The organism is Deltaproteobacteria bacterium, from assembly GCA_016219225.1.
GTDB lineage: Bacteria > Desulfobacterota > RBG-13-43-22 > RBG-13-43-22 > RBG-13-43-22 > RBG-13-43-22.
The window spans coordinates 12775-36389 of record JACRBX010000078.1; the positions used below are offsets into that span (position 1 = coordinate 12775).

Consider the following 23615-nt stretch of genomic DNA (forward strand, 5'->3'; position numbering starts at 1 on the left):
TTGCATGTTGCAAGATGCAAGTTTCAATTATGCAAAACGGGATCAGGGTCGGGGGGCCGGGGATGGGAGAGCTTGGCCAGCAAAAAGCTCAGTAAAATTATCCCCAGGGCCGCTCCCACGCCCCCCAGGAAAGCGCCTCCCAGAACATCCAGAGGATAATGTTCGCCCACATAGACCCGCGAATAGCCGACAACCAGAGCCGCCGGGATAAACAGGAAGGAAAGTCTTCGATAAAAATGGGAGAGGAAAAAGGCTGCCCCGAAGATATTGGCGGCATGATTGGATGGAAAGGAGAAGGAACGGGGGCAAGGCCAGAAGCTATGGACCCCGGAAAGGGTATTGCAGGGCCGGGGACGGCCGAAAAGGTGTTTGAATAAAAAACTGTTGGAATAATCCAGAAGGCCCACCAGAGCAGCCAGGACCACTAAAGAGATTCTTACTTTTTTCCCGCCACCGATAAAAATAAGGAGCCAGATAACGGCCAGGCCGTATTTCCAGTGATCGAATTCAGTGATATAGGGCATAATGAGGTCAAAAAAGGCGTTTCGATGGCCTTGATTGATCCAGAAAAAAACCTTTGTGTCCACTTCCCATAACGTCATGATAATACCTGAACAAAGCTACAGTAAATTTTTATGTTACTCGTTCCTATTTACTCGTTACTCGTTTTAACCAGCAACCAACGCCGAGCAACAAGCAAGAATCTCATCTGCTTAAACCTGTTGACAGAATGATTTAAAAATACTATATATTCATCCCAAAGTCATCCAAAAACAAAAGTTCCATACAACGATCCAACCTTTTATAGGGTATCAAAATGGAAAAATTTGAAGAAAAAATCATTGACTTGGTGGATGTGATTGCCGAACCTGAACCGGCTCTAAGAAAAGAAGTCACCGAACCGACGGTTCCGGTTGAGAAGACGGAATTATCGCCGGAGATCGAAACCAACGAGATGGAAGCGTTGATCCGTAATGAAGTGGAAAAGCTGGTACGTTCCAAATTCGATGAAAAGATCGACCGGATGATTCGGGAGATCCTATTACAAGAGATCGAAAAAGCGATTGCCCGTGAGATAGAGAGCTTAAAAAGAATTTAAAAAAAGGTGCATGCGGGATAAGAGACCAAGGGGGTTAAGTTATTTAATCCCCTTTTCTTTTATAGATAAAAGATAATGAAATGGAGTAGTTAAATGAAGCCCCTGTTATCTAAAGGATATGAACCGGCTCAAGTGGAAGAAGAATTATACCGGTTCTGGATGGATCAGAAGCTCTTTCAAGCCCAGGTGGAAGCCGAAGGCCCCCCTTTTTCCATGGTCATTCCTCCGCCGAATGTCACCGGGACACTCCATATGGGGCATGCCTTGAATACAACCCTCCAGGATATCCTGTGGCGTTTTTTCAAAATGAAAGGGTATAACGTCCTTTGGGTCCCCGGAACCGATCACGCCGGTATTGCCACACAGAATGTGGTGGAAAGGATGCTGGCCCAGGAAGGTATCGACCGTCATCAATTAGGCCGGGAACGGTTTATGGAAAAGGTCTGGGAATGGCGATCCAAATATGGTGGCATCATTATCAACCAACTAAAACGTCTGGGTGCGGCCTGTGACTGGAGCCGGGAACGTTTTACCATGGACGAAGGATTGTCAAAGGCCGTTAAGGAGGTCTTCGTCCGCCTTTATCAGGAAGGGCTGATCTACCGGGGTGATTATATTATCAACTGGTGTCCACGATGCCAAACCGCCCTCTCCGACCTGGAGGTGGAACATGAAACCCATGAAGGCAATCTGTTTCATATCCGATATCTCCTGGCCAATGGTCAGGGGGCGGTCGTTGTAGCCACGACACGGCCGGAGACCATGTTGGGGGATACGGCTGTGGCTGTCCATCCCGAGGATGCGCGTTACCAGGGTATGATCGGCCAGGAAGTGCACCTGCCGCTTACCCAGAGAAAAATACCTGTTATTTTTGATCCTTACGTGGACCAGAGTTTTGGTACCGGTGCCTTGAAGATCACCCCGGCCCATGATTTTAATGATTTTGAAATCGCCCGTCGACATGGACTTCCTATCCTCAATGTCATGGACCCGGAGGCTCGGATGAATGACAAAGCCGGGGTCTATCAGGGCCTGGATCGAAAGACCTGCCGGGAAAAGGTGCTCGAAGACTTAAAGGCCTTAGGACTTTTGGAAAAAATAGAAAAGTATACCCATAACATCGGTCATTGCTATCGCTGTAAGACCATGATCGAGCCCTATCTTTCCAAACAATGGTTTGTCCGGGTCGGTCCATTGGCCGAACAGGCTTTGAAGGCCGTTGAAAACGGGCAAACCCAGATCTTTCCCAAGTCCTGGGAAAAGACCTACTTTGATTGGATGACCCACATACGGGATTGGTGTATTTCCAGACAGATCTGGTGGGGACACCAGATCCCGGCCTGGTATTGTGCCGGCTGCGGGGCGGTCATCGTTTCTACCCAGGCCCCGAATTTTTGTCCCACCTGTAATTCTTCGGAATTGAAACAGGAAACCGATGTCCTGGATACCTGGTTCAGTTCCGCCCTTTGGCCTTTTTCCACCTTGGGCTGGCCGGAGGCAACCAAAGAGCTTGAGGTCTATTACCCGACCTCGGTCCTGGTTACGGGATTCGACATCCTCTTTTTCTGGGTAGCCAGAATGATGATGATGGGCCTTCGTTTTATGGGCAAGGTCCCTTTTCACCACGTCTATATTCATGCCCTGGTTCGGGATGCCGAAGGGCAAAAAATGAGCAAGTCCAAAGGAAATGTCATCGATCCCTTGACCGTTATGGACCAGTACGGGACCGATGCCTTTCGGTTTACCCTGGCTGCTCTGGCGGCTCAGGGTAGGGACATCAAGCTTTCGGAAGAGCGTATCGAAGGTTATCGTCATTTTGTCAACAAGATCTGGAATGCCGCCCGCTTCAGTCTCGCTCATTTTGAAGGACTAAAGGTTGAAGATCAAACCTCCCTTTCTCCCCAGGATACGGTCAACCGCTGGATCATCAGCCGGATGCATAGGGTCATTGAAAAGGTCGAACAGGGGATAAAGGAATATCGTTTTAATGAGGCGGCCCATGAACTTTATCAGTTTATCTGGCATGAATTCTGCGATTGGTATCTGGAATTCATTAAGCCTGTTTTATACCAGGAAGAACAGGGTCAGGAGAAACAAGATACTCGAAAGGTCCTCTATCAGGTTTTCCTGGGTCTTCTGAAATTAATCCATCCTTTTATGCCTTTTGTCAGTGAAAAAATCTATCAATCCCTTTCGGAAGTCGAAATCAGCATCCTTCAAGAGTCGTTTCCGTCGCCTGACAAATTTTTGATAGATGAGCAGGCCGAGAAGGAAATGGAGACTATCAAGGGTTTGATTTCCGAGATCCGGAACATAAGAGGCGAAATGAATGTACCGCCTTCAAAAAATGTGGAAATCTGTTTGAGGGTCGTTGATCCGGACAGCCGGGCTTTGATTGAGACCCATCAGCAGAAATTTTTAATATTGGCCAAAGCAATGGAGATCCATTTTTTACCTGATGAAAAGAACCCTCCTTCCTCGGTCTCCGGGGTTTTTGAAGGGATGGAAATTTTCATCCCTTTAATTGGAATCATTCAATTCGATGAGGAAGAAAAACGGTTGGAAAAGGACCTGTTCAAGCTTCGGAAAGAATGGACCCAGATCGAAAAAAAATTGGCCAATGAAGATTTTTTACAAAAAGCCCCACAGGAGGTCGTGGGTAAAGAGAAAGAAAAGGTCCGGGCCCTCGGGAAAAAGATTGAAAAACTGGAAAATCATTTAGGGCGGATAAAAGAATTAATGAGAAATTCCAAAATTTAAAAGCCTTTTTAATGCTTTTGACCGGTAAATTTCAAATTTTGGAAAATAGGGCAGATCGGGGGAGATAAATATTTAATAACTTATTGAAATGACTAATATTAAATAATTGGCACAAGATATGCTAATATAAAGAGGAAAATAAGTCACAAAAAGGCTTGAGTGCCTTTTGTAGAGTATCTCATAGGAAAGGTGGTGAATATACATGAAAAAATTGATCGTTTGGACTATGGCTTTAGTATTTGCCCTGTCGGTTTCTATGGCTTTTGCCGCTGATGACAAGAAACCCGCTGCTGCTGCTCCTGCTGCTGCTGCTCCTGCCGAGCCGGCCAAGGATGACAAGGCTCCTGCTGAAAAGAAGGCCAAGAAGGTAAAGAAAGCCAAGAAAGCCAAGGCGGAGAAGAAAGATGAAGCGCCTGCGGCTCCTGCGGAAAAGAAATAAGTTTTTTTTCTACCGAATAAAAAAAGGTGGGATCGGATTTCCGATTCCACCTTTTTTATTTGGGTGAATAATTTCTTGAAAAATAAAAGGAACCTGTGCTAAGAGTGGAGAAAATCGAATCTCAATCGGCGGAAATTCGGCTCTCGGCCACGAGAGCGTATCTGGGAGGAATACATGGAAAAAAGTTACATAGAGTTGACCCCGGAAAAACTTCGAAAAACCTGTGACTCGGAAACCCTTGGCTTTGAGACAACCGATGAACTGGTTGTCGGCCCTGATAAAGTGATTTCCCAGGAACGGGCCGTCCGGGCCATTTTATTTGGTGTAGGAATGGACGGCCTCGACCACAATATTTATGTGGCCGGCCCCCCCCAAGTCCGGCATGACTTATATCACCCGGACCTTGATTGAGGAAATAGCCCGATCCCAGAAAACGCCATCCGACTGGTGTTATATCAATAACTTCAAAGAGCCGGACCGCCCCAAGGCCCTGGCCTTGCCCAGTGGAAAAGGCAAGGAATTAAAAAAGGATATCGAAGAATTGCTCACCGATGTCCGAAACGATATCCCCGAGGTATTTGAAAGTGAGGATTACGCTCAAAGGAGGGAGGAACTCTTAAAACAGTTCGGCCTGGAAAGGACCGAGATCCTTTCCGCTTTGGAGGAAAAAGTTCTTCAAGAAGGGTTTATCTTAAATGTGAGTCAGGTGGGGATGGTCATTATGCCGGCTAAGGATGGCCAGCCGATGGATGAAGAAACCTTGAAATCCCTGGATGAGGAGAAGAAAAAGCAACTGCGGGAAAAAAGTGAACACCTCCAGACCGAAATGAACCAGGCGGTTCGACTGATCAGGACCAAGGAGAAAGATCTGAAGAAAAAAATCAAGGACCTGGATAAAAAGATCGCCCTCTATGCCGTCGGACATCTCATCGAAGAGCTCCAGGAAAAATATAAAGATTTTACCCAGGTCCTGAGGTATTTAAAAGATATCAAGGATGATATTATCCGGAATATCGATGACTTTAAATCAAAACCCAGTGTGGCCGGACCCTTCCCCATGCCTCCCATGGAACCCTCTTTCACCCGATATGAGGTTAACGTCCTGGTGGATCATACCGAAAACAAAGGGGCTCCGGTGGTTTTTGAAACCAACCCGACCTACCCAAACCTATTCGGGACCATCGAAAAGAAGGCCCAATTCGGGGCCTTGTTCACTGATTTCACCATGATTCGGCCGGGCTCTATCCATCGGGCCAACGGAGGGTTTCTGATTATCAAGATTCTGGACCTCCTGCGCTGGTATTTTTCCTGGGATGGTTTAAAGCGGGCCTTAAAAAATAAAGAGATCCTGGTCGAGGACTTAGGGGAACAATTAGGTTTGATCAGCACCAAGAGCCTGAAACCCGAACCCATTCCACTTCAAGTCAAGATTTTGTTAATCGGAGAACCCTATATCTATCACCTTCTGTATACCTATGACCAGGATTTCCCTAAGATGTTCAAGGTCAAGGCCCAATTAGACAACCAGATGGATTTGCAGGAAGCCCCTTTAAAAGAGTACCTGCATTATATTGCCCGTTTCTGCCGGGAAAGACAATTGTTGCCTATGCACAAAAGCGGGGCGGCCAGATTGATTGAATACAGTTCAGAACTTACCGGTCGAAATTTTAAGCTCTCCTTACAATTGGCCGAGATCAATGACCTGGTTCAGGAATCCAGCTATTGGGCTACCCAGGTCAAGAGTCCCTGGATCATGGGCGAACACGTCGAAAAGGCCATAGAAGAAAAGATCTTCAGGTCCAATCTCTATGAAGAGAAACTCCAGGAGATGATCACATTAGGGTCTATCAAAATCGATATCGACGGATACCAGATGGGCCAGGTCAATGGACTTTCGGTCTACCTGTTGGGGGACTATCAGTTCGGCCGGCCTTCCCGGATTACAGCCAATATTTCCCTTGGCAAAGAAGGCGTGGTGGATATAGACCGGGAATCGAAATTGAGCGGAAACATCCATACCAAGGGGGTGATGATTTTAGGCGGCTATTTGAAAGGCAAATATGCCTCTGATAAACCTTTAAGCCTATCGGCCAGCATCGCTTTCGAACAGAGTTACGGAATGGTGGATGGAGACAGCGCCTCCGGTGCCGAACTTTTGGCCCTCTTATCGTCCCTGGCCCGGGTGCCTCTTTTTCAGGGCATCGCCGTTACCGGCTCCATCAGCCAAAAGGGAGAAGCCCAACCTATTGGAGGGGTCAATGAAAAAATCGAAGGTTTTTTTGAAGTCTGTGCAGCCCAGGGGCTTAATGGAAAACAAGGGGTTCTGATCCCCCAGGCCAATGTCAACGACCTGATGCTTAAACCCAAAGTGGTCCAGGCCGTTCGGGAAGGCCGGTTTCATATCTATTCTTTTTCCCATATCGAACAGGCCTTTGAGCTTTTGACCGGTAAAAAGGCCGGCAAAAAGAAAAAAGACGGTACCTATCCTAAAAATAGTCTGAATTTTCTGATCGAGGACCACCTCCATCGCCTGAATGAAATCTTTAAGGAGACGTCCGGAAAAGAAAAAGAAGAAGGTCCGGGGAAAAAAGAATTAAATAACTAGCGGGCTATTTCTTTCCAACTGCGGATTCTAACCAATCTTATTTTTGGGTTATTGCTGATGTTTTGAATGGCTTCCCGGCTGAAGAGGACCGACATATTGCCGGGCAGAAAGACGTCATCTTCCACATTGGTATCCTGTTTGACCATGACCCCGCCTAAAAAAACCGGCGTGCCGGTGATTCTCAAATCTCCGTCGACATAAAGAAATCCCTTAAATTGCCAGTTGCTGGAAATCCTCAAGGTGGCCAGGGTGCCGGGGGTTTGCAGGGACACATACATGAGGGCGAATTCATTGGGGGCCAGAGACGGCGTAGAGGCCAGGGTATAGGTTTCCCCTGGCGCCAATTGCAGGTAGATAAAACCGGAAGGTTGGGTTCCGGCGTCCAGATCGGCCCGGGTAGTGGTCGGGGCATTCAACAATTCCTGGAAATCCTTATCAGACAGGTTGATCATGGATTGGAAGGTGGGGAAGGTGGTAATACCGCCGGCGAGGATGGCATCGGCCCCTCTGGTGGCCCAGCCGTGGGTCCCTTTGGAATCGTTGATTACCCCGACATTGATCGTGCCGCTGTTATTTTGAACGGCCTTCACGGAAGTGGTGGCGGCGTCGGCCGTCCAATAAGTATTATTAAAATTTCGTTTGTATCCGGCGCTGTCCGTAATGGTATCGTTGGGGTTTTGATCATTCAGGTCAGTGGTCGCCTTGTGGTTGGTGCCGTCGATAAAGGCCGAACCAGAGACACTGACCGATTTACCGGTCCCCAGGGCCTGGTTGGGCGGGGTAACCACCAATCCTTTTATCACGGCCTCGACCTCAATGGTCTTCCGGGTTCCGTTGGCGGCCATACCGGTGCTGGTAATGATAAAAATCGGGTAGGAACCGTCATACTGTATCGCCCCCCCTTGCGTTTTGTAGCGGACCCAGAGGGGATAGCTGCTGACGCCATATTTCAGAGGGGATTGAAGACTATTGCTATGGGTCGTGTTGGGGCCGGAGGGTGAGGTGGGGAGAGGACTCAGATTGGGGGCATAGAGGTACTTGTTCCAATCGGCATGGAGGGTCCCGGTTTCCCCGATGTACTGAGCGTCGGTAGCGGCTAATTTCAGGCGATACAGGGCCTCCTGAATACCCGCTTCAGCCAGATAAAGGGCTTCCCGGCTATAGCGGTAATTGCCGGAAAAGGTGATGTCACTGGTATAATATCGCCAGGTGGCAAAGCCGAATCCCATCAGCACGGCCATCAGAATGATGGTGGTTACCAGGGCCATGCCGCGGTCGGCATTTTTTTTAAAGAGTCTCTTCATAAAGGATTGCCTCCTATATATTCCTCAATGTCACATCAGAGGCCAAGGTTTGGGTATAAACCGGGCTGGTATGAATGGTTTTTCCTTTAATGGTAATATGGATCTTATTAGCTGCCGGATAGGTCAGGGTGAATTCGGTGATATTGGTATAAGCCTTGGTGTTTGATCCATTGGTATAAGTGAGTGTCTCCCCGGACCAGGAAAAAGAACGCACATTTCCGTCCTGAACCGAGGTAAAGGAAATGGAACTGGCCGAAGAAGCGGTAATCGCCAGGGCCATCCTGAGTTCTTTGGAAAGTTCTTCCATGATTTGTTGGAGGTTCCGACGTAAATCGATTTTTCGGGTTTCCGAATCGTAAGTCTGCTTTTGGGACTGATAACTGCTGTAAAGAACGCCGACGATGATAATGGAAAAAAGGCTCAGGGCGATCAGGAGTTCGATCAAACCGAACCCTCCGGACTTTCGCGATCTATGAATAGAACGCAATCTATGGCTTGCTGGGGGTTGCATTCATTTCTTTACCGAAAAATTGTTTTTAATATCACCTGGTGGGTCTGGCCGTCGAGCAAAGACCGCCAGCGTACAATGACCGCCACGGTTTTTAATCCCGGTGCCGGGCTGTTACTGGCAATATTCCACATCCGGTAAAAGATGCTGTCTTTTTTCCCTGTTTCGTTAGTGGCGTTGACCGGTTGATTGGTCAAAGAAGAATTTACCGTACCCGGATCGGTATTGATATGATCGGGGGTGGCATTATCCTCCAGATCATTCATATTGGCGTCATCGGCCAATTGGCTGTGCGTAACCGGTATCTGCTTTAATTCCTCCATTTTGCTTTGGGCCATAAAAGTGGCCACATTTTCCTCGCGGCTGAAGGCGCTTCCCTTGGTCGTCATCCAGGTAAAGGCGATCCAACCCAAAACCCCGATGAGCAAAACGACCAGGGCGACCAGGACTTCGATCAAGGTGAATCCCTTTGGGTTCTGAAAAAGTTTAGTGAGCATAAGCACCTTTAGCTCGAAAATAGCGTTACGGGTTTCGGGTTACGAGTTGCGGGTTTAAAACCAGTCATGTTCAGTTATAAATCTCCCGCCGGTTCAACAGGGTATATCCTGAAGGGGTTCCACCGCCGCCGAAGTTGGCACTGCTCAGGTCCTCATCGTAATGGAATTCGGCATTGGAGGCCATTTGAACAAAATTCCCCCTTATGGACCCGTAGAGATCTGCATTGGATGCAATATGAACGGCGCTGTTGGGTGCATAGACCACCCCTCGAAGCCCGCTGTTCGAGTCCAGATTAACTTTATAATCCGTGCTGCTGGTCGATTGGGCATTGGAATAGACAGCCAGAGCCTGTGGCCTTCCTGAATTATTGATCGAAGTATTGGAGTTCAAGGTAAAAGTCCCGGTGGCATAGACGGTCAGGGTTGATCCGGAGGCCAGGGTGATGTAGGTGTTGCTGCTCAAAGAAAAATTCCCATCAACATAGAGGGTGACATTTCCATAAACCGTGACATGGGAATTTGAACTCATAGTGAAACCGGTCAGATAAAACCCCTTGCTCTGGCTGGAACTGCCCAGGGTGGTGCTGTTGTTGCTTCCAATGGAAAAGGCCCCCCCTGAATAATAGGCCCCACTTAATTCACTGTTATTATTATTCCCGCTGTTGTTGGCCGTAGCAAACAGATTGGTTACATTTAACGGGTCGCAGGGCGAAGTAGGAACATAGGGTGAGGCCGGGGGGGTATTGGGGGACTCAATTCCATAGATGTCGGCATTACTACTTTGGGAAATGCTTCCTGCGGCAGTGGCGTTTCCATAAATAAGAGAATTATTCGACAGGGAAATGCTTCCACCCGAATAGGCGTTTTGAGAAATTTTGGCATTACCGGACATGGTAATATTATTGTTGCCCTGGACATCATTTCGGAGGATCGTATTGCTGGCCAGGGAAACGGCCCCGGTGGCCTTGACTGCCCCGTCAATATCGGCATTACTGCTGAATGTGATATTGGCGTTGCTATTGGTGGTCCGGACACTTCCTTGGTGCCCATTAGCCGTCTGGCCTGAAGAGCTATAACTACTGGTACTGGCGTTACTTGAAAAAGTGACTCCGTTACAACCGGTCAGGGCATCGGTAAAAGGGGAATTACTGCTCAAATTTAATGCAATAATAGCTTCAATGGTTTTTCGGGCTGTTCCCGTCGTGCCGGTTGAACGGATCAGATAATGAGGGTTATTGGTTGCCGTGGTGGCCACCACAGAGGGATTTCCCACCAGTCGGTGTCCTATTGTGAAACTGTTCGAAAAATTAGTTGAATTGTAGGTGTTGCCATTATTCCAGGTGGTGGAAGTCTCCGAGCCGCTATCCGAGACCACGCCGCTGACCAGCCGGCTGATACCGTCTTCGACGCCGGCATCGGCCGCAAAATGGGCATTTTTCGTAGAAAGATAATTGGAAGAACGCCAACCCTCCACAATAGAGGTATTGATCCCGAATATCCCGAGGCCTGAAATAATAACCAGTAAAATTAAAGCCGTAACCAGGGCCACCCCTTTTTCATTTGAAACCGGGTTCCGGTTGGGATTGTTTGAAGATTCCATAGCACGCCTCCTCAATTATACATTTTGACCGAGGAATTAAGGGTAACCGAACTGGTTTGGCCCGTATCCTGACGAATGTTGGCCGTTTGGGCCGAAAGGGTTAAATCGACCCTGATACCGGGAGCGGTTCCGACCAATTGAGCGGTTAATCCGGTAATATAATTAGAAAGATCGACGGTGCTTCCATTTTTGGTATATTGAAGGGTATTGCCCGAGCGGGAAAAAGAGTGGCTCGACATCATCTTGTAATCGGAAGTCGTATCGGGAACGGTTGTCCAGGGGCTGCTGTTGGAAATGGTCAACTGGGTGGCGGTATTGGAAACGATTTGTTTTGAGGTCTGGCCGCTTCCTGTACCGGAATGGATATTGACGTAATAATTTTGCCATTGATTGGTGGTCCAGGTTTTGGTCGCGTCATTTATGGCGGTGGCCGTGTTTCCTGCGGTGGATCGCCCAAAATCCTCGATGACCGAAAAGGCGAGGGTATTATTGGGGCTTGTTCCGCTGATGACCACGGTAGAGGAGACCCCATCTCGTAAGAGACGAGCCATGAAATCTAAAGTGGACCGGGCGTTTTCCTGGTTATTGATCAGCTCCGATTGGGTTGAATAATTTTTACTCGTTGTCGTAAACAAGCCGCCCAGGGCCGCCAGGATGATGCCCAAAACACCCATGGTTATCAAAAGTTCGATAAGGGAAAACCCTTTCGGAGAATGGAGAACTTCCATTTTAACTCTTTGCCAGATAGGTTGAAAGGTTCACCTGCTTGGTAACCCCCAATTTGTCGACCCAGGTAACCCGGACCTGAATATATTTCAGATATCCCGACACCGAATCGCTGATTTGATAACTCCGGGAAAAAGTCCCGAAGCCGGCCAAGGTTATACTCTCTGATGTGGTCCAGGCGGTATTGGTTGCCCCGGCATAACCCAAATTTTTTAATTGAACCAATTTTTCCTCGGCGGTGGTTGTGGCGGCTGTTTGCCATTTAGAGGAGGCATTGCTTCGCATGGCCGTTGTCTGTAACCCGGCCATGGCCATCAGACCGACGGCCAGGATAGTTACGGCAATCATAAATTCTACAAGAGAAAATCCGCCCTGGTGATGCATTGTTTTCGAACTCAATTTAGCACGACCCTCCCTGTCCAACTAAGCGTGATGGTCCGGGTTGCCGATGGTCCCTGGATTTGAACGGTTGCCGCCGAGATCTGCCCGGTGGAGGTGAAAACAACACTGCCTCCCCCCTGTTTGGTCACGGTAATACCAGGGTATTCGGCTGTTAATGTTCTGGTCTGGATTGAAGCACCGGTATCGACTTGAACCAGATTGTAAGATGTGGAGCTGAAATCAATCCGGATGGATCGGTTCTCTTTCAAGGCGATGGTTCTGGCATTCAATAAATCTCCAAAAACCAGGCGAGCCGCAGCAGTCAGACGGTATTTTTTTATGGCCGGGTCGATTTGATACACGGCTATCGTCGTCAGCAGACCTGCTAAGGATATTACAACTAATACTTCAATCAGTGAAAATCCTTTGGAGGAGGGGAGGGGGAAGGCGTTGGCCTTGCCTGCAGTAGAGGCCTTTTTCAGGGAGGATCCTTGAAAGATATCTTTTTGGTCTTGATAATCTGTTCGTCTCATAACTGGCGGATCAGCCACCCTTTCAACAGGGTTGAAGTTGGGTCTGGATCTTTGCGCCCCAGTCTTTCGGCTGGTTTACCTTTTTCAGTGTTGAGAAGATAACACAAATATTTTGTTTTGTCAATCTAAATTGATCGGCTTGTAAAAAATTCATCATCAGGCCCGCCGTGGCGGGGTTACGTCCCGGCACGGAGTAGAGGTGGAGGATAAAATCCTCCTCATTTAAGTTTATCGGCCAAATGTGAGATTTTCTTTAATTGACAAAGCTAAAAATATAGGGTAAACGTAAATTAATCTGACGCCGGAATGCAGGGTTTAAACGTAGGAGTAGGCCGCCTCGTTAAAAAATTCCTGTATTTGGGAGGTCCCAGCAAAAATTTTAATTCAAAAAAGGGGGATATGAAATGTTAAAAATTCTTGTTGCCGATGACCATCCGGTTGTTCGTATGGGGCTCAAACAGATCCTTTCGGAAACCAAGGACATGATGGTGGCCGATGAAGCGCAGACAGGTCAGGAAGTTCTCAAAAAAGCGACCAAAAACGATTTTGATGTTATTTTATTGGATATCTCGATGCCTGGGAAAAACGGCTTGGATATCCTGCGGGAGTTGAGAAATAAAAAACCGAAACTCCCGGTTCTGATCTTAAGTATTTATCCTGAAGATCAGTATGCCGTCCGGGTTTTAAAATTGGGAGCTGCCGGCTATTTGACCAAGGAGAGTGCCCCCGAAGAATTGACCAATGCCATCCGCAAAGTTTCCCAGGGTAGAAAATATATCAGTCCCAGCCTGGCTGAAAAATTAGCGACCGATTTGGAATTTGATTCCGAAAAAGCGCCTCATGAAACCCTTTCCGACCGGGAGTATCAAGTCCTGTGTTTACTGGCCACAGGGAAAAGGCTCAAAGACATTGCCGAACAGCTTGACCTGAGTATAAAAACAATCAGCACCTATCGAACCCGGATCCTCGATAAAATGCAAATGCGTAACAATGCCGAGATGATCCGGTACGCTTTAAACAATAAATTGGTGATGTAGCAATAGGAGCCACTGGTCCGGGGCAAAAAAAAGGTTTCGATCAGGACGCAGATTTTCGCCGATACCCTCAGGTTCAAGAAATAAGCTGAGAGCTCAAAGCGAAAACCCGCACTCTGCAACTGGCATCTTGAAACTTGAAATTTTTCAAATTAAATCTTGGAAATCAGCACGATTGGCGAAAATCTGCCGATCCGAATTCAATCGGCTTTCAGCCGATCCGAGTCGATCTGCGTCCAAAAAAGAAATTCCTATACCATCAAGGTACAGGGTTCAAATTGTTATTCTGCATTCTGACTCCTGAATTCCGGATTCCTGGTTTTTAGCTGTTCAAGAGAGCAATCGATCGTTCTTCCTTTCGGCCTATCACCTAGTAACATGAAAGTTACTATAAAAAATCCAGGAAAGTGCTCAAGAAAAGGACCAGGCTGACGGCGGCATTCAAGGTAAAGAAAGAGGTTTCCAGACGTGAGAGGTCCCGGGGGGAAATGATCCAATGTTCTATAAACAAAAATAAGAATACCAGACCCAGCCCCCCGAAATAAAATTTCCCCAGGTGGGCCATCCAACCCGTGAGTACAAAGAAGATAAAAGCTGCCAAATGAAAAAGGCGGGCTACCCTGAAGGCCGTGGGGTTTCCCCATCGGGCCGGAATGGAATGCAGTCCGGAGTCCCGGTCAAAGACTTCATCCTGACAGGCATAGAGACAGTCGAAACCGGCCACCCAGAAAAGAACCCCGCCTCCGAGCAGGAGCGGGGCAAAGGAGAGCTCTCCGGTGACCGCAACCCAACCACCGATAGGGGCGATGGCCAGGGAAAGCCCCAAGATAAGATGGGAGCCCGAGGTGAACCGTTTAGTATAGGAATAAAAATGGATTATAGCAAGAGCCAGGGGCGCAAGAATGAAGGCCAGGGTATTTAAACGATAAGCGGCCAGAAAAAAAAGACCGAGCGAGATGCCCCAGACCGTCCAGGCCATCTCAGAACCCATCCGTTTTGAAGGGATCGGTCGCGCTTTGGTCCGGGGGTTTTGGGCATCGATTCGGGCATCCGCCAGACGATTAAAGGCCATGGCTGACGTCCTGGCCCCGATCATGGCCAGAAGAATCCAGAGAGCAACCGGAACCGATGGCGGCCCCCCTGCACCCAGCCAGGCCCCCATATAGGCAAAGGGCAGGGCAAACAGGGTATGCTCAAATTTTACCAATTCCATTATCAGGAGGATCTTTTTCACTGGGGAATTCCAAGCCGTTGCCAGATATTATTTACTTTTTCGATGACCGTTTGATCCATCCGAATCTTTTCCGGCCAGGACCGGACCATCCCTTCGTCGGCCCCTTTGGTGGTGGCATCAAAACCGATCTTGCTTCCCAGATGGGGGAGGGGAGAGGCATGATCCAGGGCATCGACCGGTCCTTCCACCAAGACCATATCCCTCTTGGGGTCCACATTGGCCCCCCATTGCCAGATCACCTGATCAAGGTTCTGGACATCGACCTCCCGATCGAAAACGACAATAAATTTTGAAAACATCATCTGGCCCAAACCCCAGAGGGCCTGCATGACCTTTTTGGCATGGCCCGGATAGCGTTTGTCAATCGCAACAAAGGCAAAATTATGAAAAGCCCCGGCCACCGGCAGATGCATATCCCGTATCTCAGGCAGGGTTTGCCGCAGCAGGGGCAGGAAGATCCTTTCGGTGGCCTTGCCCATATAGGCGTCTTCCATGGGCGGGATCCCCACCACGGTCGCCGGATAGATCGGATTTTTTCTGTGGGTGAGGCAGGTGATGTGCATCACCGGATAATCATCGGCCGGAGAATAATAACCGGTGTGATCGCCAAAAGGCCCTTCCCGCCGGCGTTCGCCGGTTTTGACCACTCCCTCGATAACGATCTGGGCATTGGCCGGGACTTCCAGGTCGACCGTGAGGCACTTGACCAAATGGACCGGTTCATGTCGGAGGAATCCGGCTAACATGAATTCATCCATTTCCTCGGGCAGCGGGGCCGTGGCCGCATAGGTCAGGACCGGGTCAGGTCCGAGAACAACGGCCACCGGCAGATCTTTGCCTTCCGCTTCGGCTATCCGGAAGTGTTGTGCCCCGCCCTTATGGGTTTGCCAGTGCATGCCCAGGGTCTGGTGGTCAAAAACCTGGAGTCGGTACATCCCCACGTTGCGCCGGCCGTTCTGAGGATCTTTGGTTATGACCAGGGGCAGGGTGATGAAAGGGCCGGCATCCATAGGCCAGGTGGTCAGGATCGGGAAAGGGGAAAGGTCCGGATTTTCCCGGATAACGATCTCCTGGCAGGGGGCCTGGCTGACGGTCTTGGGAAGAAGGCCCCTTAAGCGCTTTAACTTGGGAATCAGGTTTAATTTCTGGCGAAAGGTTCTGGGCGGCTCGGTCTTGAGCAAAGCGCTAATTTCTTCTCCCACCTGATCCAGATGATCGACCTCCAGGGCCAGGCACATCCTCTTCATGGAGCCAAAAAGGTTGGTCAGGACCGGGAATTCTTTTCCTTTGACGGATTCAAAAAGGAGGGCCGGTCCCCCGGCTTTACAAACCCGGTCAGTAACTTCACAGATTTCCAGGTAAGGATCGAGGGGTTCCCGGATGCGGACCAGTTCCCCCAGGGCTTCTAATTTATTGATAAAGGTGTTTAAATCAGGATAGGCCATACAACTCCTTTTTAATGTGACGAGTGACGGGTGGCGAGTGACGGATAAGGCTCAACATCGAGCCAGAGAAGATCTTTTCCCCGGGAGTATATCATTGCCTCCGGAAATTCTTTGGCCGGGCATTTTTCAAGGGGCAGAAAAAGCATCCCGGCCTTTTTCCCCGGAGCAAGGCTCCCTAAATGATCTTCGAGGTTTAGGGCCCGGGCCCCATTTAGGGTGGCCATTTCAAGGATCAATCTTGGGTCTATTCCCGGGAAGGATCGATGCACAAAGGCCATTTCTTCCCAGAGACTGAGATCCTGATTACTGGCCAGGCTGTCGGTTCCGAGAGCCGGGGCCAGATTAAGTTGCAGCATGTCCGGAAGCAGGGGCAGGGACCGGGAAATAAAATAATTACTCCGGGGGCAGACCACTATTTGGGCCCTCTTGTCCTTTAAGATTTCAAGGTCATTCCTGACGGCCCGGGTCAGATGGATGCATTGCGTTTTTTTATCGAGGACCCCCAGGCTCTCTAAATAGGCAACCGGGTTCTTCTTTGGAGATGCCCAGTTTTCAATGCCCCTTCCCCGTTCCTGCAGAAACTCCCGCCAGGGGCCCTGACCGGTGAAAAGGAATTCTTCCTCTTCAATCGATTCAGCGACATGAATGGAAAGGGGAAGGCAGTGTTCATTAGTCCAGGTTTTGGCGGATTGTATGGCTCTGGAGGAGGTAGTGTGGGGGGCATGGGCGCCGAGGGACAACCAGTTGATTGCGGATTGCGGATTGCGGATTGCGGAATCAGGGACAGAGCGTTCGGAATACAGAGTTCGGGCTCTGGCCCAGTTGATTGCGGAATGCGGATTGCGGATTGCGGAATCAGGGGGGGAGAGTTCGGGCTCCGGCCCAGAGGGGTCTACGCCCCGGAGGGAGTTCGGAGTTCGGAGTTCGGAGTTGGAGGTAAGGGAGGCCGGTAAGGTGAGGGTCTGATCCAAAAAGCCGATGACTTCGTAAAAGGCGCATCGAACCAATCCATCGGGCGATTCAAATCCATTACCCCCCAAAGAACCGGTCCAGTCTCCCACGGCAATGGTTCCAAAGCGATGGAGATTTTTAACGGCGGTTTGAATGGCCGAAAGCCGCTCAACTTCCGTCAACGATTCCCTGATGGCCAATAAGCCCCTGACCCAGGATAAAAAACCCAGTCCGGGGTTTAAACGTCCTTTTAAGGCCGAAAGTTCCAGATGGGTATGGGCATTGATTAAGGCCGGGAAAATGACCCCGTCCCCCAAATCGGTAAGCTTTCCTTGATCCTTGACCCTTCTGTTATCCCCGACAGAGATTATTTTTCCCTGAGAAACAGTCACCACCCCGTTTTCTATTGGAGGGGATTCGACCGGATAAACCCAACGGGCCTTATAAAAAATAATATCTGTTTCCATGGTAGAGATTTAAAGTTTTTTACTCCGCAATCCGCAATCCGAAATCCGCATTGCCTTATTTGATCCAGGTCCGAAAATCCGGGCCGATGTCCCCCCGTTCCTTGTAGCGCTGCATGGACTGACGGCAGAAACAGTTCCCAGGGCTTTTGTGGACTTTGGAAAGGATGGAAAGGATCAACCCGGGGAAGGCCTCTTCGACCCTTTTGACCAAAGCCATTTCTTCGGGAGAAGAAAGCCCTTCAAAGAGGACCCCGGGCTGATAGGGCCGGTCCAACATCCCTTCGGCGAAATTAACAGGATAACAGAGGGCCCCGTAACACATTTCCAATTCCCTGGCCAAAAAAGTTTCCGGGGCCAGGTTCATACCGATCAAATCCCCGCCGAAGAGTCTGAATTTGCGTATTTCCGCCGGTGTCTCCATCCGGGGGCCTTCAACGGAGACATAAATCCCGGTACGATGCAACCGGAAGGAGGATTTCTCTAAAGAGTCGGCCATCTTATTATTGAGATCCGGACAAAAAACCGGGTTCTGGCGGATAACCCCGATCCCCTTTCCCTCAAAAAAGGTTCCGGGACCGGAACGGGTTTCATCAATCAGATCATCGACCAGGCAAAGGTCCCCTGGAGCAAAAGCGGGGTTCAGAGATCCCGGCGCCGACCAGGAAAGGATGCGGCCGACTCCCGCTTCTTTCAAGGCCCAGATGTTGGCCCGATCATTGACAAAAGGGGCGGACAGGCTGTAGCCCTCTTCGCCATGCCGGGAAAGGACCACGAAAGGGATGTCCTGATAACGAAGAAAATGAAGGGGAGCACTTTGGCCAAAAGGGGTTTCCAGCCGCAGGGCCTTTTCTTCCCAGGCCCCGGAAGCGATGAGCGGTTTATGGGCCCCGACCCGGGCAATGATGGCTAATTCCGGCATTTTTGTTCGACCTTGTTATAAAAAGTATCCCGCTGACAGGGCTCAAAACCGGCCGTCTCAATCAACCGTCTCATCTCGGGCAAAGAAAGGCGGTGGGCCACTCCGGTAGCGGCCACCACGTTTTCTTCGATCATAGTGCTGCCCAGGTCATTAGCCCCGAAATAAAGGGCCACCTGGGCCACTTTCGGCCCCTGAGTCACCCAGGAGGCCTGGATATTAGGGACATTGTCCAGAACCAGGCGCGACAAGGCCAGCATCCGCAAATATTCCACCCCTTTGGCCTCCGTTAAGGGGAGTTCCGTATGCCCCGGTTGAAAGGTCCAGGGGATAAAGGCCGTAAACCCGCCGGTCCGGTCCTGAAGATCCCTGATGGCGAACAGGTGATCGATGCGTTCTTCCACGGTTTCTATATGTCCGAACATCATGGTGGCCGTGGTCTTCAACCCCAGACCATGGGCCGTTTCCATGACGTTGAGCCAGTCAGCGGCTGATCCCTTTTTCGGAGAGATCAGTTTCCTGACCCGTTCGGAGAGGATTTCGGCCCCGCCGCCGGGGATGGACCCCAGCCCGGATTCTTTCAGCCGGCCAAGGACTTCGGCAATGGATAAACCGGAAATCTTTGACATGTGCAGGATCTCCGGTGGAGAAAATCCATGAACATGGATCGGGTAGTGCCCTTTTATCCAACTGATCAGCCCTTCATAATATTCGAGCGAAAGCCGCGGGTGCAGGCCGCCCTGGAGGAGGATTTGGGTGCCGCCCAAGTCAATAGTTTCCTCAATCTTACGCCCCAATGCTTCTTGTGAAAGGACGTAGGCGGAAGGGGATTCCAGGGGCTGAAAAAAAGCACAAAAACGACAGCCCGAGATACAGACATTGGTATAGTTGATATTCCGGTCCACCACATAGGTGACGATCGGCTCCGGATGAAGGGAAAGCCGGTAGTCCTGAGCGGCCTGCCCGAGAATCAGAAGATCTTTTTGGTACCATTGAAGGGCTTCATTATATGTTAGACGCATTACATTATTTTCCTTGAGAATTCAAAAGCATAGGAATTTCCATTTTGGACGCCGATGAACTCGGATCGGCAGAGGGCCGATCGTGCAGATTGCCAGGATAAAATAGAATAATTATCTGCGAGTATCGGTGAAAATCGGCGTCCTAATTTAAGCTTTCAGCTATTCAATTGGTTATACAACGTACCCCGCTCCACCGGTTCCCGCCCGGCCTCCCGGATCAAATGCAGGATCTCATCGCGAGTCATGGCCTGGGCCGTTTCGGCCCCGGCCATATGGGTGATGCGTTCTTCGATGACCGTACCGTCGATATCGTCCGCCCCGAAAGAGAGGGAAATCTGGGCCAGCTTGGGTCCGATCATGATCCAGAAGGATTTAATATGGGGGAAATTATCCAGCATCAAGCGGGCTACGGCGATATTTTTCAGATCGTCCAGACCGGTCGTCCCGTTGAAGTGATCGATTTCGGTGTTTTTGGGATGAAAGGCCAGGGGGATGAAGGTCAGAAATCCTCCGGTCTCATCCTGGGCCTGACGAAGGGCCAGGAGATGGTCCACTCGTTCTTCCAGGGTTTCCATGTGGCCGTAAAGCATCGTGGCATTGGTCTTGATCCCCATTCGATGGGCGGTCATAGAGACGGCCAGCCAGTTTTTGGAAGAGAGTTTTTTAGCACAGAGGGCCTCCCGGATTCGCGGGCTGAACACTTCCGCACCGCCTCCCGGCAGGGAACCCAGACCCGCCTCGGCCAGGATGGAAAGGGTTTCATTTACCGGCCTGCCTGCCAATTCAGCCAAATGGGCGATCTCCACGGCGGTAAAGGCCTGGATATGCACTTCAGGACGGAGGGCTTTAATCCTTTCCAGCATCTCCAGGTAATAGGAAAAGGGGAGATCGGGGTGGATGCCGCCCACGATATGGATTTCGCTTATGGGATCTGTCAGACGTTCGCGGACCTTGGCCTCGATTTCATCCAGACTCATTTGATAGGCCTGCGGATCATCCGGGTCTTTTCCGAAGGCGCAAAACCGGCAGCGGTTCCGGCAGATATTGGAATAGTTGATGTGCTGATTGATGATGAAATAAGCCCGGTTACCGTTCTTTGCCTCCCGGACCCGGTTAGCCAGAATCCCCAGCCCCAAAAGGTCACCGGTATTATAAAGGATCAGGCCGTCATCCTGATTCAGCCGTTCATGGTTATTGATTTTTTCACCGATCTTTTTAAGATCGGGATCTCTGATTTCTGCTAACATAGTGCTATAACCCCTCTTGTGACCATATGGTCATTATTAGAACAAAAAAATTACCCCTGAAGGCCTTTACGGAGCAGTTCCGTAAGACCGGCGGCCCATTCTTCGATGGTTTTTCGGGGGGCTTTATAAATCTTATCTTCCCGGGAAAGATAAGGCACGGTATAGGCCAACAGGAACCGGTCCAAAACCGCATCCAATAAAAAAACAGCCTGGTTTAAGGCGATTTGGTTTGAAATCTCTCCCCGCTCCATCCCTTGCCGCAACAAGGAACTTAAATATTCACCGGAAAACAACCTTATTTTATGAATAATTTCTGTCCGGAAAGGGGTATCGTTCCCCAGTTGAAGGTTGAGGTAAATCCGATAAATATGCGGATGTTTCTGAATGAAATCGATCCCGGCCAGGAGAGACTTCCGGATCCTGTCAAAGACCTCTTCCTGTTCCGTTTCCTCTTTGACCTGGACCAGGGTCCTTTTGACCAGGCCGACGGCATAATCAAAGACATAGAAAAAAAGGCTCTTTTTGTTATTGAAATATTGAAAGATGGAGCCCTTGGAAATTCCAAGACGCCCGACCATGGTGTTGATCGAGGCCCCCTCATAGCCCTTCTCGGCAAATTCATGGATAGCCGTTTCTATGATCCGGCTCTTTTTTTCCTCCGGGAGATTGAGAAAGGTGGATTGGACCTGGATGGCGGGGGGCAGCGTTTTCATGGGAAGCAATTATGACCACATGGTCATAAGATGTCAAGAAAAAAGAGATCGAGAATTCCTCATAAGACAGGAGCTTGAGAAGCGCTGTCCTGCCGGCAAGGGTTTGGCTGATGGTGTTCATCACTTCAAACTGTTTGCTGCCGGTCAGAATAAATCGCTCCGGACTCTTTTCTGCGTCAACGATGTCCTGAATATAGGAGGGGATCTCGGGTGCCCGCTGGATCTCATCAAGGATAGCGCCGTTGCTGAGGATCGGTTCAGACCCCTATGACATCTGCCCGACTTTAACGGTTTTCTCGATGTTCCTGTTGGCGCTCTGGTCTGCCCTCATGGGGTAGTGGTGCTGTTTCCCGATATTGCCGCTGGGAGCGCTCCGGTTGGAACTCCCGAGACGGGTGTGGTGATTTTGTTCGGGGCTGCAAACCTTGGACATCCCAAGTTTGCTGCTTCTCCCAATACCGACTCCTTTCCCAGTCCCTCCAAGTCCGTCGAACTTGATGATGAGGTATTCGTCTGTAGTTCCACGGATGACCTCTCCAATGATGCTCCTTGTAGTAATTCCTCCAGCCTGAGGGTATCTCGTGATAGAAAGAGGGAACCCTTTGATAGTAGGCCCAACCTCTGTCATAGTACCGTGATCGATACCAGCGCCCTTCCCAAGGACGCCACCACCAGCCATCAAAGAAGAAGATGTCCGCCTCTACATCAGGGACAACATAGACATACGTCTCCGGCAGCACTATCAATTCCGGTGGCTCGGCAAACACGATGAGCGGCGGCAGACCAATATTGATATTTACATCCACTCTGGCCATTGTTTGATTGGGAACTGCCATTACTATCGCTAAAAGCACAGTTCCGAAAAATAACCTTTTCATTTTTTCCACTCCATTTTAATTAAAAAATAAGCATCGACAACCAAGATTTGTTTTTCCTCTTTAAAAAATTTCCAGATAATATTCACCCGGCGATTCCATATTATTTCACAAATGCTAAACACACCGGTTCTGGAGTTCACCTCCCTCCCCATCGAGCCTCCAAACAGGTGGACGATCACCCAGGAACCCTTTCGTAATAAAGAATGCTGATTTTTTGCAACATTCGGCATTATCTTCTATATTCATATCGGTCGCCTCTTTCCCTATCATGTCCACGGTATCCGCCATCGTCATGCCAATGGTGTATAAAACATCCACTGAGAGATGCTAATACCATCCCTAATATAATCCATGACATAACTATCTTTTTCATTTCTCTCTCCCCATACGTTTTTTAATCGCCTTAATCCTTTTTTATAGATTTGACTCTATTAAAATAATAAAGGTTAAAATATATATAAGCGGCAAAAAAGAGGTCAGCAGGATGCCTGTTCAGTTGCCGGATAGCTGCGCCGCTCCGAACTCGACGGCAGCCTGGTAAAATTCTTCAAAACAGACCTAAACCCGTATGATAAGAAGGTTACCGAGATCGAAGGGGACTTCGAAGGGGACATTCATAAAATTTTTAAGGATTATTTTCGTCTACCGGTTCATCAGGGTCTGTTGCTATGTCTTGAAGCAGTTGCAGCATAGCCGGAATACGTTCAGGGTGTATCCCGTTTTCAGGCTCTTCAAGACAAATCAACCCCTGATCTGTGACGTCCAATTCGAGGACTGATAGTGCAAGAAAACGAAGAGTCCCATCAGACAAAGACAGAGCAGGATGATCCGCTCCATCTATTCCCGTAACCTGAAGTGTTAACGTTTCTCGCTTATCATCCCGATCAACCCAAACCTTGCGAACGTCACCAATAAGCATGGTCAACCTATTCGCGACATTGCTGTAAATGAAATCGGGATCGATTATCGGCTTCTGATCTTTCGAATCTACGACTGCGGTCTGGGGCAAATGGTAAAGACTTCCGGGCAGATGAGCACCATTACTGGATAGATGAGTCGGGGCATTTATTTCGTCGGGTTTACGCAGGGCGGATGGTTCTAATTGTAAGATGCGCCCTGTTCCCGGCGAATCCTAATCCTGATTTCAGCGGGGTGGATAGTTGCGCCAAATCGTTTGGCTCGTGGCATCGGTATTCTCCTTAGAGGCACCTTTTCAGGGGTAAAAAGGTTCGTTTAATGCCCTTTTTCTCTATCCG

The 23615-nt window shown here is 49.4% G+C and carries 21 protein-coding genes, 2 pseudogenes and 1 riboswitch; of the genes and pseudogenes, 5 read left to right on the forward strand and 18 right to left on the reverse strand.

What is annotated here, in order from left to right; translation table 11 throughout:
- Nucleotides 1-23: 23 nt before the first annotated feature.
- A complete protein-coding gene (locus tag HY879_06665) occupies nucleotides 24-602 on the reverse strand; it encodes a phosphatase PAP2 family protein (GenBank protein ID MBI5603021.1) in 579 nt (192 codons plus the stop codon).
- 215 nt (nucleotides 603-817) lie between these two features.
- Between HY879_06665 and HY879_06670 the strand changes: the two genes are divergently transcribed.
- The 4 genes and pseudogenes from HY879_06670 to HY879_06685 all read left to right on the forward strand — a co-directional run bounded on the left by HY879_06670 (nucleotide 818) and on the right by HY879_06685 (nucleotide 6903).
- The gene (locus tag HY879_06670) at nucleotides 818-1099 is read left to right on the forward strand and encodes a hypothetical protein (protein MBI5603022.1); all 282 of its coding nucleotides are present in this window, start codon (nucleotides 818-820) and stop codon (nucleotides 1097-1099) included.
- A 93-nt stretch (nucleotides 1100-1192) separates the two neighbouring features.
- Complete coding sequence (locus tag HY879_06675; protein ID MBI5603023.1) at nucleotides 1193-3859, forward strand: valine--tRNA ligase; 2667 nt, start codon at nucleotides 1193-1195, stop codon at nucleotides 3857-3859.
- A gap of 202 nt (nucleotides 3860-4061) precedes the next feature.
- Nucleotides 4062-4298, forward strand: a complete 237-nt coding sequence (locus tag HY879_06680; protein MBI5603024.1) for a hypothetical protein — start codon at nucleotides 4062-4064, stop codon at nucleotides 4296-4298.
- A gap of 174 nt (nucleotides 4299-4472) precedes the next feature.
- A pseudogene (locus tag HY879_06685) lies at nucleotides 4473-6903 on the forward strand (AAA family ATPase).
- Here the strand turns inward: HY879_06685 and HY879_06690 are convergent.
- From HY879_06690 to HY879_06720, 7 genes are all read right to left on the reverse strand, one after another.
- The gene (locus HY879_06690) at nucleotides 6900-8207 is read right to left on the reverse strand and encodes a pilus assembly PilX N-terminal domain-containing protein (GenBank protein MBI5603025.1); all 1308 of its coding nucleotides are present in this window, start codon (nucleotides 8205-8207) and stop codon (nucleotides 6900-6902) included. The pseudogene HY879_06685 and the gene HY879_06690 overlap by 4 nt on opposite strands.
- A 13-nt stretch (nucleotides 8208-8220) precedes the next feature.
- Entirely contained in the window at nucleotides 8221-8652 is a 432-nt protein-coding gene (locus HY879_06695; GenBank protein MBI5603026.1) for a hypothetical protein, read from the reverse strand.
- A gap of 74 nt (nucleotides 8653-8726) precedes the next feature.
- A complete protein-coding gene (locus HY879_06700) occupies nucleotides 8727-9212 on the reverse strand; it encodes a prepilin-type N-terminal cleavage/methylation domain-containing protein (GenBank protein MBI5603027.1) in 486 nt (161 codons plus the stop codon).
- 70 nt (nucleotides 9213-9282) lie between these two features.
- Nucleotides 9283-10812: a pilus assembly PilX N-terminal domain-containing protein gene (locus HY879_06705; GenBank protein ID MBI5603028.1), complete on the reverse strand. Its 1530-nt coding sequence runs from the start codon at nucleotides 10810-10812 to the stop codon at nucleotides 9283-9285.
- Nucleotides 10813-10823: 11 nt separating this feature from the next.
- Nucleotides 10824-11540 carry a prepilin-type N-terminal cleavage/methylation domain-containing protein gene (locus tag HY879_06710; GenBank protein ID MBI5603029.1) on the reverse strand — a complete coding sequence of 239 codons (717 nt, stop codon included), beginning with the start codon at nucleotides 11538-11540 and terminating at the stop codon, nucleotides 10824-10826.
- Between the two features lies 1 nt (nucleotide 11541).
- Nucleotides 11542-11937, reverse strand: a complete 396-nt coding sequence (locus tag HY879_06715) for a prepilin-type N-terminal cleavage/methylation domain-containing protein (protein ID MBI5603030.1) — start codon at nucleotides 11935-11937, stop codon at nucleotides 11542-11544.
- Nucleotides 11934-12452 carry a GspH/FimT family pseudopilin gene (locus tag HY879_06720; protein MBI5603031.1) on the reverse strand — a complete coding sequence of 173 codons (519 nt, stop codon included), beginning with the start codon at nucleotides 12450-12452 and terminating at the stop codon, nucleotides 11934-11936. The genes HY879_06715 and HY879_06720 overlap by 4 nt, the downstream gene beginning before the upstream one ends.
- A 1-nt stretch (nucleotide 12453) precedes the next feature.
- A riboswitch (cyclic di-GMP riboswitch) is annotated at nucleotides 12454-12542 on the reverse strand.
- Nucleotides 12543-12856: 314 nt separating this feature from the next.
- On the opposite strand from HY879_06720, the gene HY879_06725 reads away from it, so the two are divergent.
- Nucleotides 12857-13489: a response regulator transcription factor gene (locus tag HY879_06725; protein MBI5603032.1), complete on the forward strand. Its 633-nt coding sequence runs from the start codon at nucleotides 12857-12859 to the stop codon at nucleotides 13487-13489.
- A gap of 385 nt (nucleotides 13490-13874) precedes the next feature.
- Here the strand turns inward: HY879_06725 and HY879_06730 are convergent, their stop codons facing one another.
- From HY879_06730 to HY879_06775, 10 genes and pseudogenes are all read right to left on the reverse strand, one after another.
- Complete coding sequence (locus HY879_06730; protein MBI5603033.1) at nucleotides 13875-14699, reverse strand: UbiA family prenyltransferase; 825 nt, start codon at nucleotides 14697-14699, stop codon at nucleotides 13875-13877.
- 17 nt (nucleotides 14700-14716) lie between these two features.
- Nucleotides 14717-16165 carry a menaquinone biosynthesis decarboxylase gene (locus HY879_06735; GenBank protein ID MBI5603034.1) on the reverse strand — a complete coding sequence of 483 codons (1449 nt, stop codon included), beginning with the start codon at nucleotides 16163-16165 and terminating at the stop codon, nucleotides 14717-14719.
- An 11-nt stretch (nucleotides 16166-16176) separates the two neighbouring features.
- Entirely contained in the window at nucleotides 16177-17583 is a 1407-nt protein-coding gene (locus HY879_06740; protein ID MBI5603035.1) for an amidohydrolase family protein, read from the reverse strand.
- Nucleotides 17584-17638: 55 nt separating this feature from the next.
- Nucleotides 17639-18502, reverse strand: coding sequence for an MTAP family purine nucleoside phosphorylase (locus tag HY879_06745; GenBank protein MBI5603036.1), 864 nt, complete (start codon nucleotides 18500-18502; stop codon nucleotides 17639-17641).
- Nucleotides 18490-19521: a dehypoxanthine futalosine cyclase gene (gene mqnC, locus HY879_06750; protein ID MBI5603037.1), complete on the reverse strand. Its 1032-nt coding sequence runs from the start codon at nucleotides 19519-19521 to the stop codon at nucleotides 18490-18492. The genes HY879_06745 and mqnC overlap by 13 nt, the downstream gene beginning before the upstream one ends.
- 155 nt (nucleotides 19522-19676) lie before the next feature.
- Complete coding sequence (gene mqnE / locus HY879_06755) at nucleotides 19677-20768, reverse strand: aminofutalosine synthase MqnE (GenBank protein ID MBI5603038.1); 1092 nt, start codon at nucleotides 20766-20768, stop codon at nucleotides 19677-19679.
- A gap of 50 nt (nucleotides 20769-20818) precedes the next feature.
- On the reverse strand, nucleotides 20819-21481 hold the full coding sequence (locus HY879_06760) for a TetR/AcrR family transcriptional regulator (protein ID MBI5603039.1): 663 nt from the start codon (nucleotides 21479-21481) through the stop codon (nucleotides 20819-20821).
- Nucleotides 21387-21734, reverse strand: coding sequence for an AAA family ATPase (locus tag HY879_06765; protein MBI5603040.1), 348 nt, complete (start codon nucleotides 21732-21734; stop codon nucleotides 21387-21389). Before HY879_06765 ends, HY879_06760 begins: the two co-directional genes overlap by 95 nt.
- A 12-nt stretch (nucleotides 21735-21746) precedes the next feature.
- Nucleotides 21747-21914: a hypothetical protein gene (locus HY879_06770; GenBank protein MBI5603041.1), complete on the reverse strand. Its 168-nt coding sequence runs from the start codon at nucleotides 21912-21914 to the stop codon at nucleotides 21747-21749.
- Between the two features lie 1070 nt (nucleotides 21915-22984).
- Nucleotides 22985-23473, reverse strand: a pseudogene (locus tag HY879_06775) (AAA family ATPase).
- Between the last annotated feature and the right edge of the window lie 142 nt (nucleotides 23474-23615).

Bases quoted from the DNA above. Each gene is read 5' to 3' on its own strand.
- HY879_06665 (MBI5603021.1), bottom strand. From the start codon at position 602: ATGACGTTATGGGAAGTGGACACAAAGGTTTTTTTCTGGATCAATCAA.
- HY879_06670 (MBI5603022.1), top strand. From the start codon at position 818: ATGGAAAAATTTGAAGAAAAAATCATTGACTTGGTGGATGTGATTGCC.
- HY879_06675 (MBI5603023.1), top strand. From the start codon at position 1,193: ATGAAGCCCCTGTTATCTAAAGGATATGAACCGGCTCAAGTGGAAGAA.
- HY879_06680 (MBI5603024.1), top strand. From the start codon at position 4,062: ATGAAAAAATTGATCGTTTGGACTATGGCTTTAGTATTTGCCCTGTCG.
- HY879_06690 (MBI5603025.1), bottom strand. From the start codon at position 8,207: ATGAAGAGACTCTTTAAAAAAAATGCCGACCGCGGCATGGCCCTGGTA.
- HY879_06700 (MBI5603027.1), bottom strand. From the start codon at position 9,212: ATGCTCACTAAACTTTTTCAGAACCCAAAGGGATTCACCTTGATCGAA.
- HY879_06705 (MBI5603028.1), bottom strand. From the start codon at position 10,812: ATGGAATCTTCAAACAATCCCAACCGGAACCCGGTTTCAAATGAAAAA.
- HY879_06710 (MBI5603029.1), bottom strand. From the start codon at position 11,540: ATGGAAGTTCTCCATTCTCCGAAAGGGTTTTCCCTTATCGAACTTTTG.
- HY879_06720 (MBI5603031.1), bottom strand. From the start codon at position 12,452: ATGAGACGAACAGATTATCAAGACCAAAAAGATATCTTTCAAGGATCC.
- HY879_06725 (MBI5603032.1), top strand. From the start codon at position 12,857: ATGTTAAAAATTCTTGTTGCCGATGACCATCCGGTTGTTCGTATGGGG.
- HY879_06730 (MBI5603033.1), bottom strand. From the start codon at position 14,699: ATGGAATTGGTAAAATTTGAGCATACCCTGTTTGCCCTGCCCTTTGCC.
- HY879_06735 (MBI5603034.1), bottom strand. From the start codon at position 16,165: ATGGCCTATCCTGATTTAAACACCTTTATCAATAAATTAGAAGCCCTG.
- HY879_06740 (MBI5603035.1), bottom strand. From the start codon at position 17,583: ATGGAAACAGATATTATTTTTTATAAGGCCCGTTGGGTTTATCCGGTC.
- HY879_06745 (MBI5603036.1), bottom strand. From the start codon at position 18,502: ATGCCGGAATTAGCCATCATTGCCCGGGTCGGGGCCCATAAACCGCTC.
- mqnC (MBI5603037.1), bottom strand. From the start codon at position 19,521: ATGCGTCTAACATATAATGAAGCCCTTCAATGGTACCAAAAAGATCTT.
- mqnE (MBI5603038.1), bottom strand. From the start codon at position 20,768: ATGTTAGCAGAAATCAGAGATCCCGATCTTAAAAAGATCGGTGAAAAA.
- HY879_06760 (MBI5603039.1), bottom strand. From the start codon at position 21,481: ATGAAAACGCTGCCCCCCGCCATCCAGGTCCAATCCACCTTTCTCAAT.
- HY879_06770 (MBI5603041.1), bottom strand. From the start codon at position 21,914: ATGTCCAAGGTTTGCAGCCCCGAACAAAATCACCACACCCGTCTCGGG.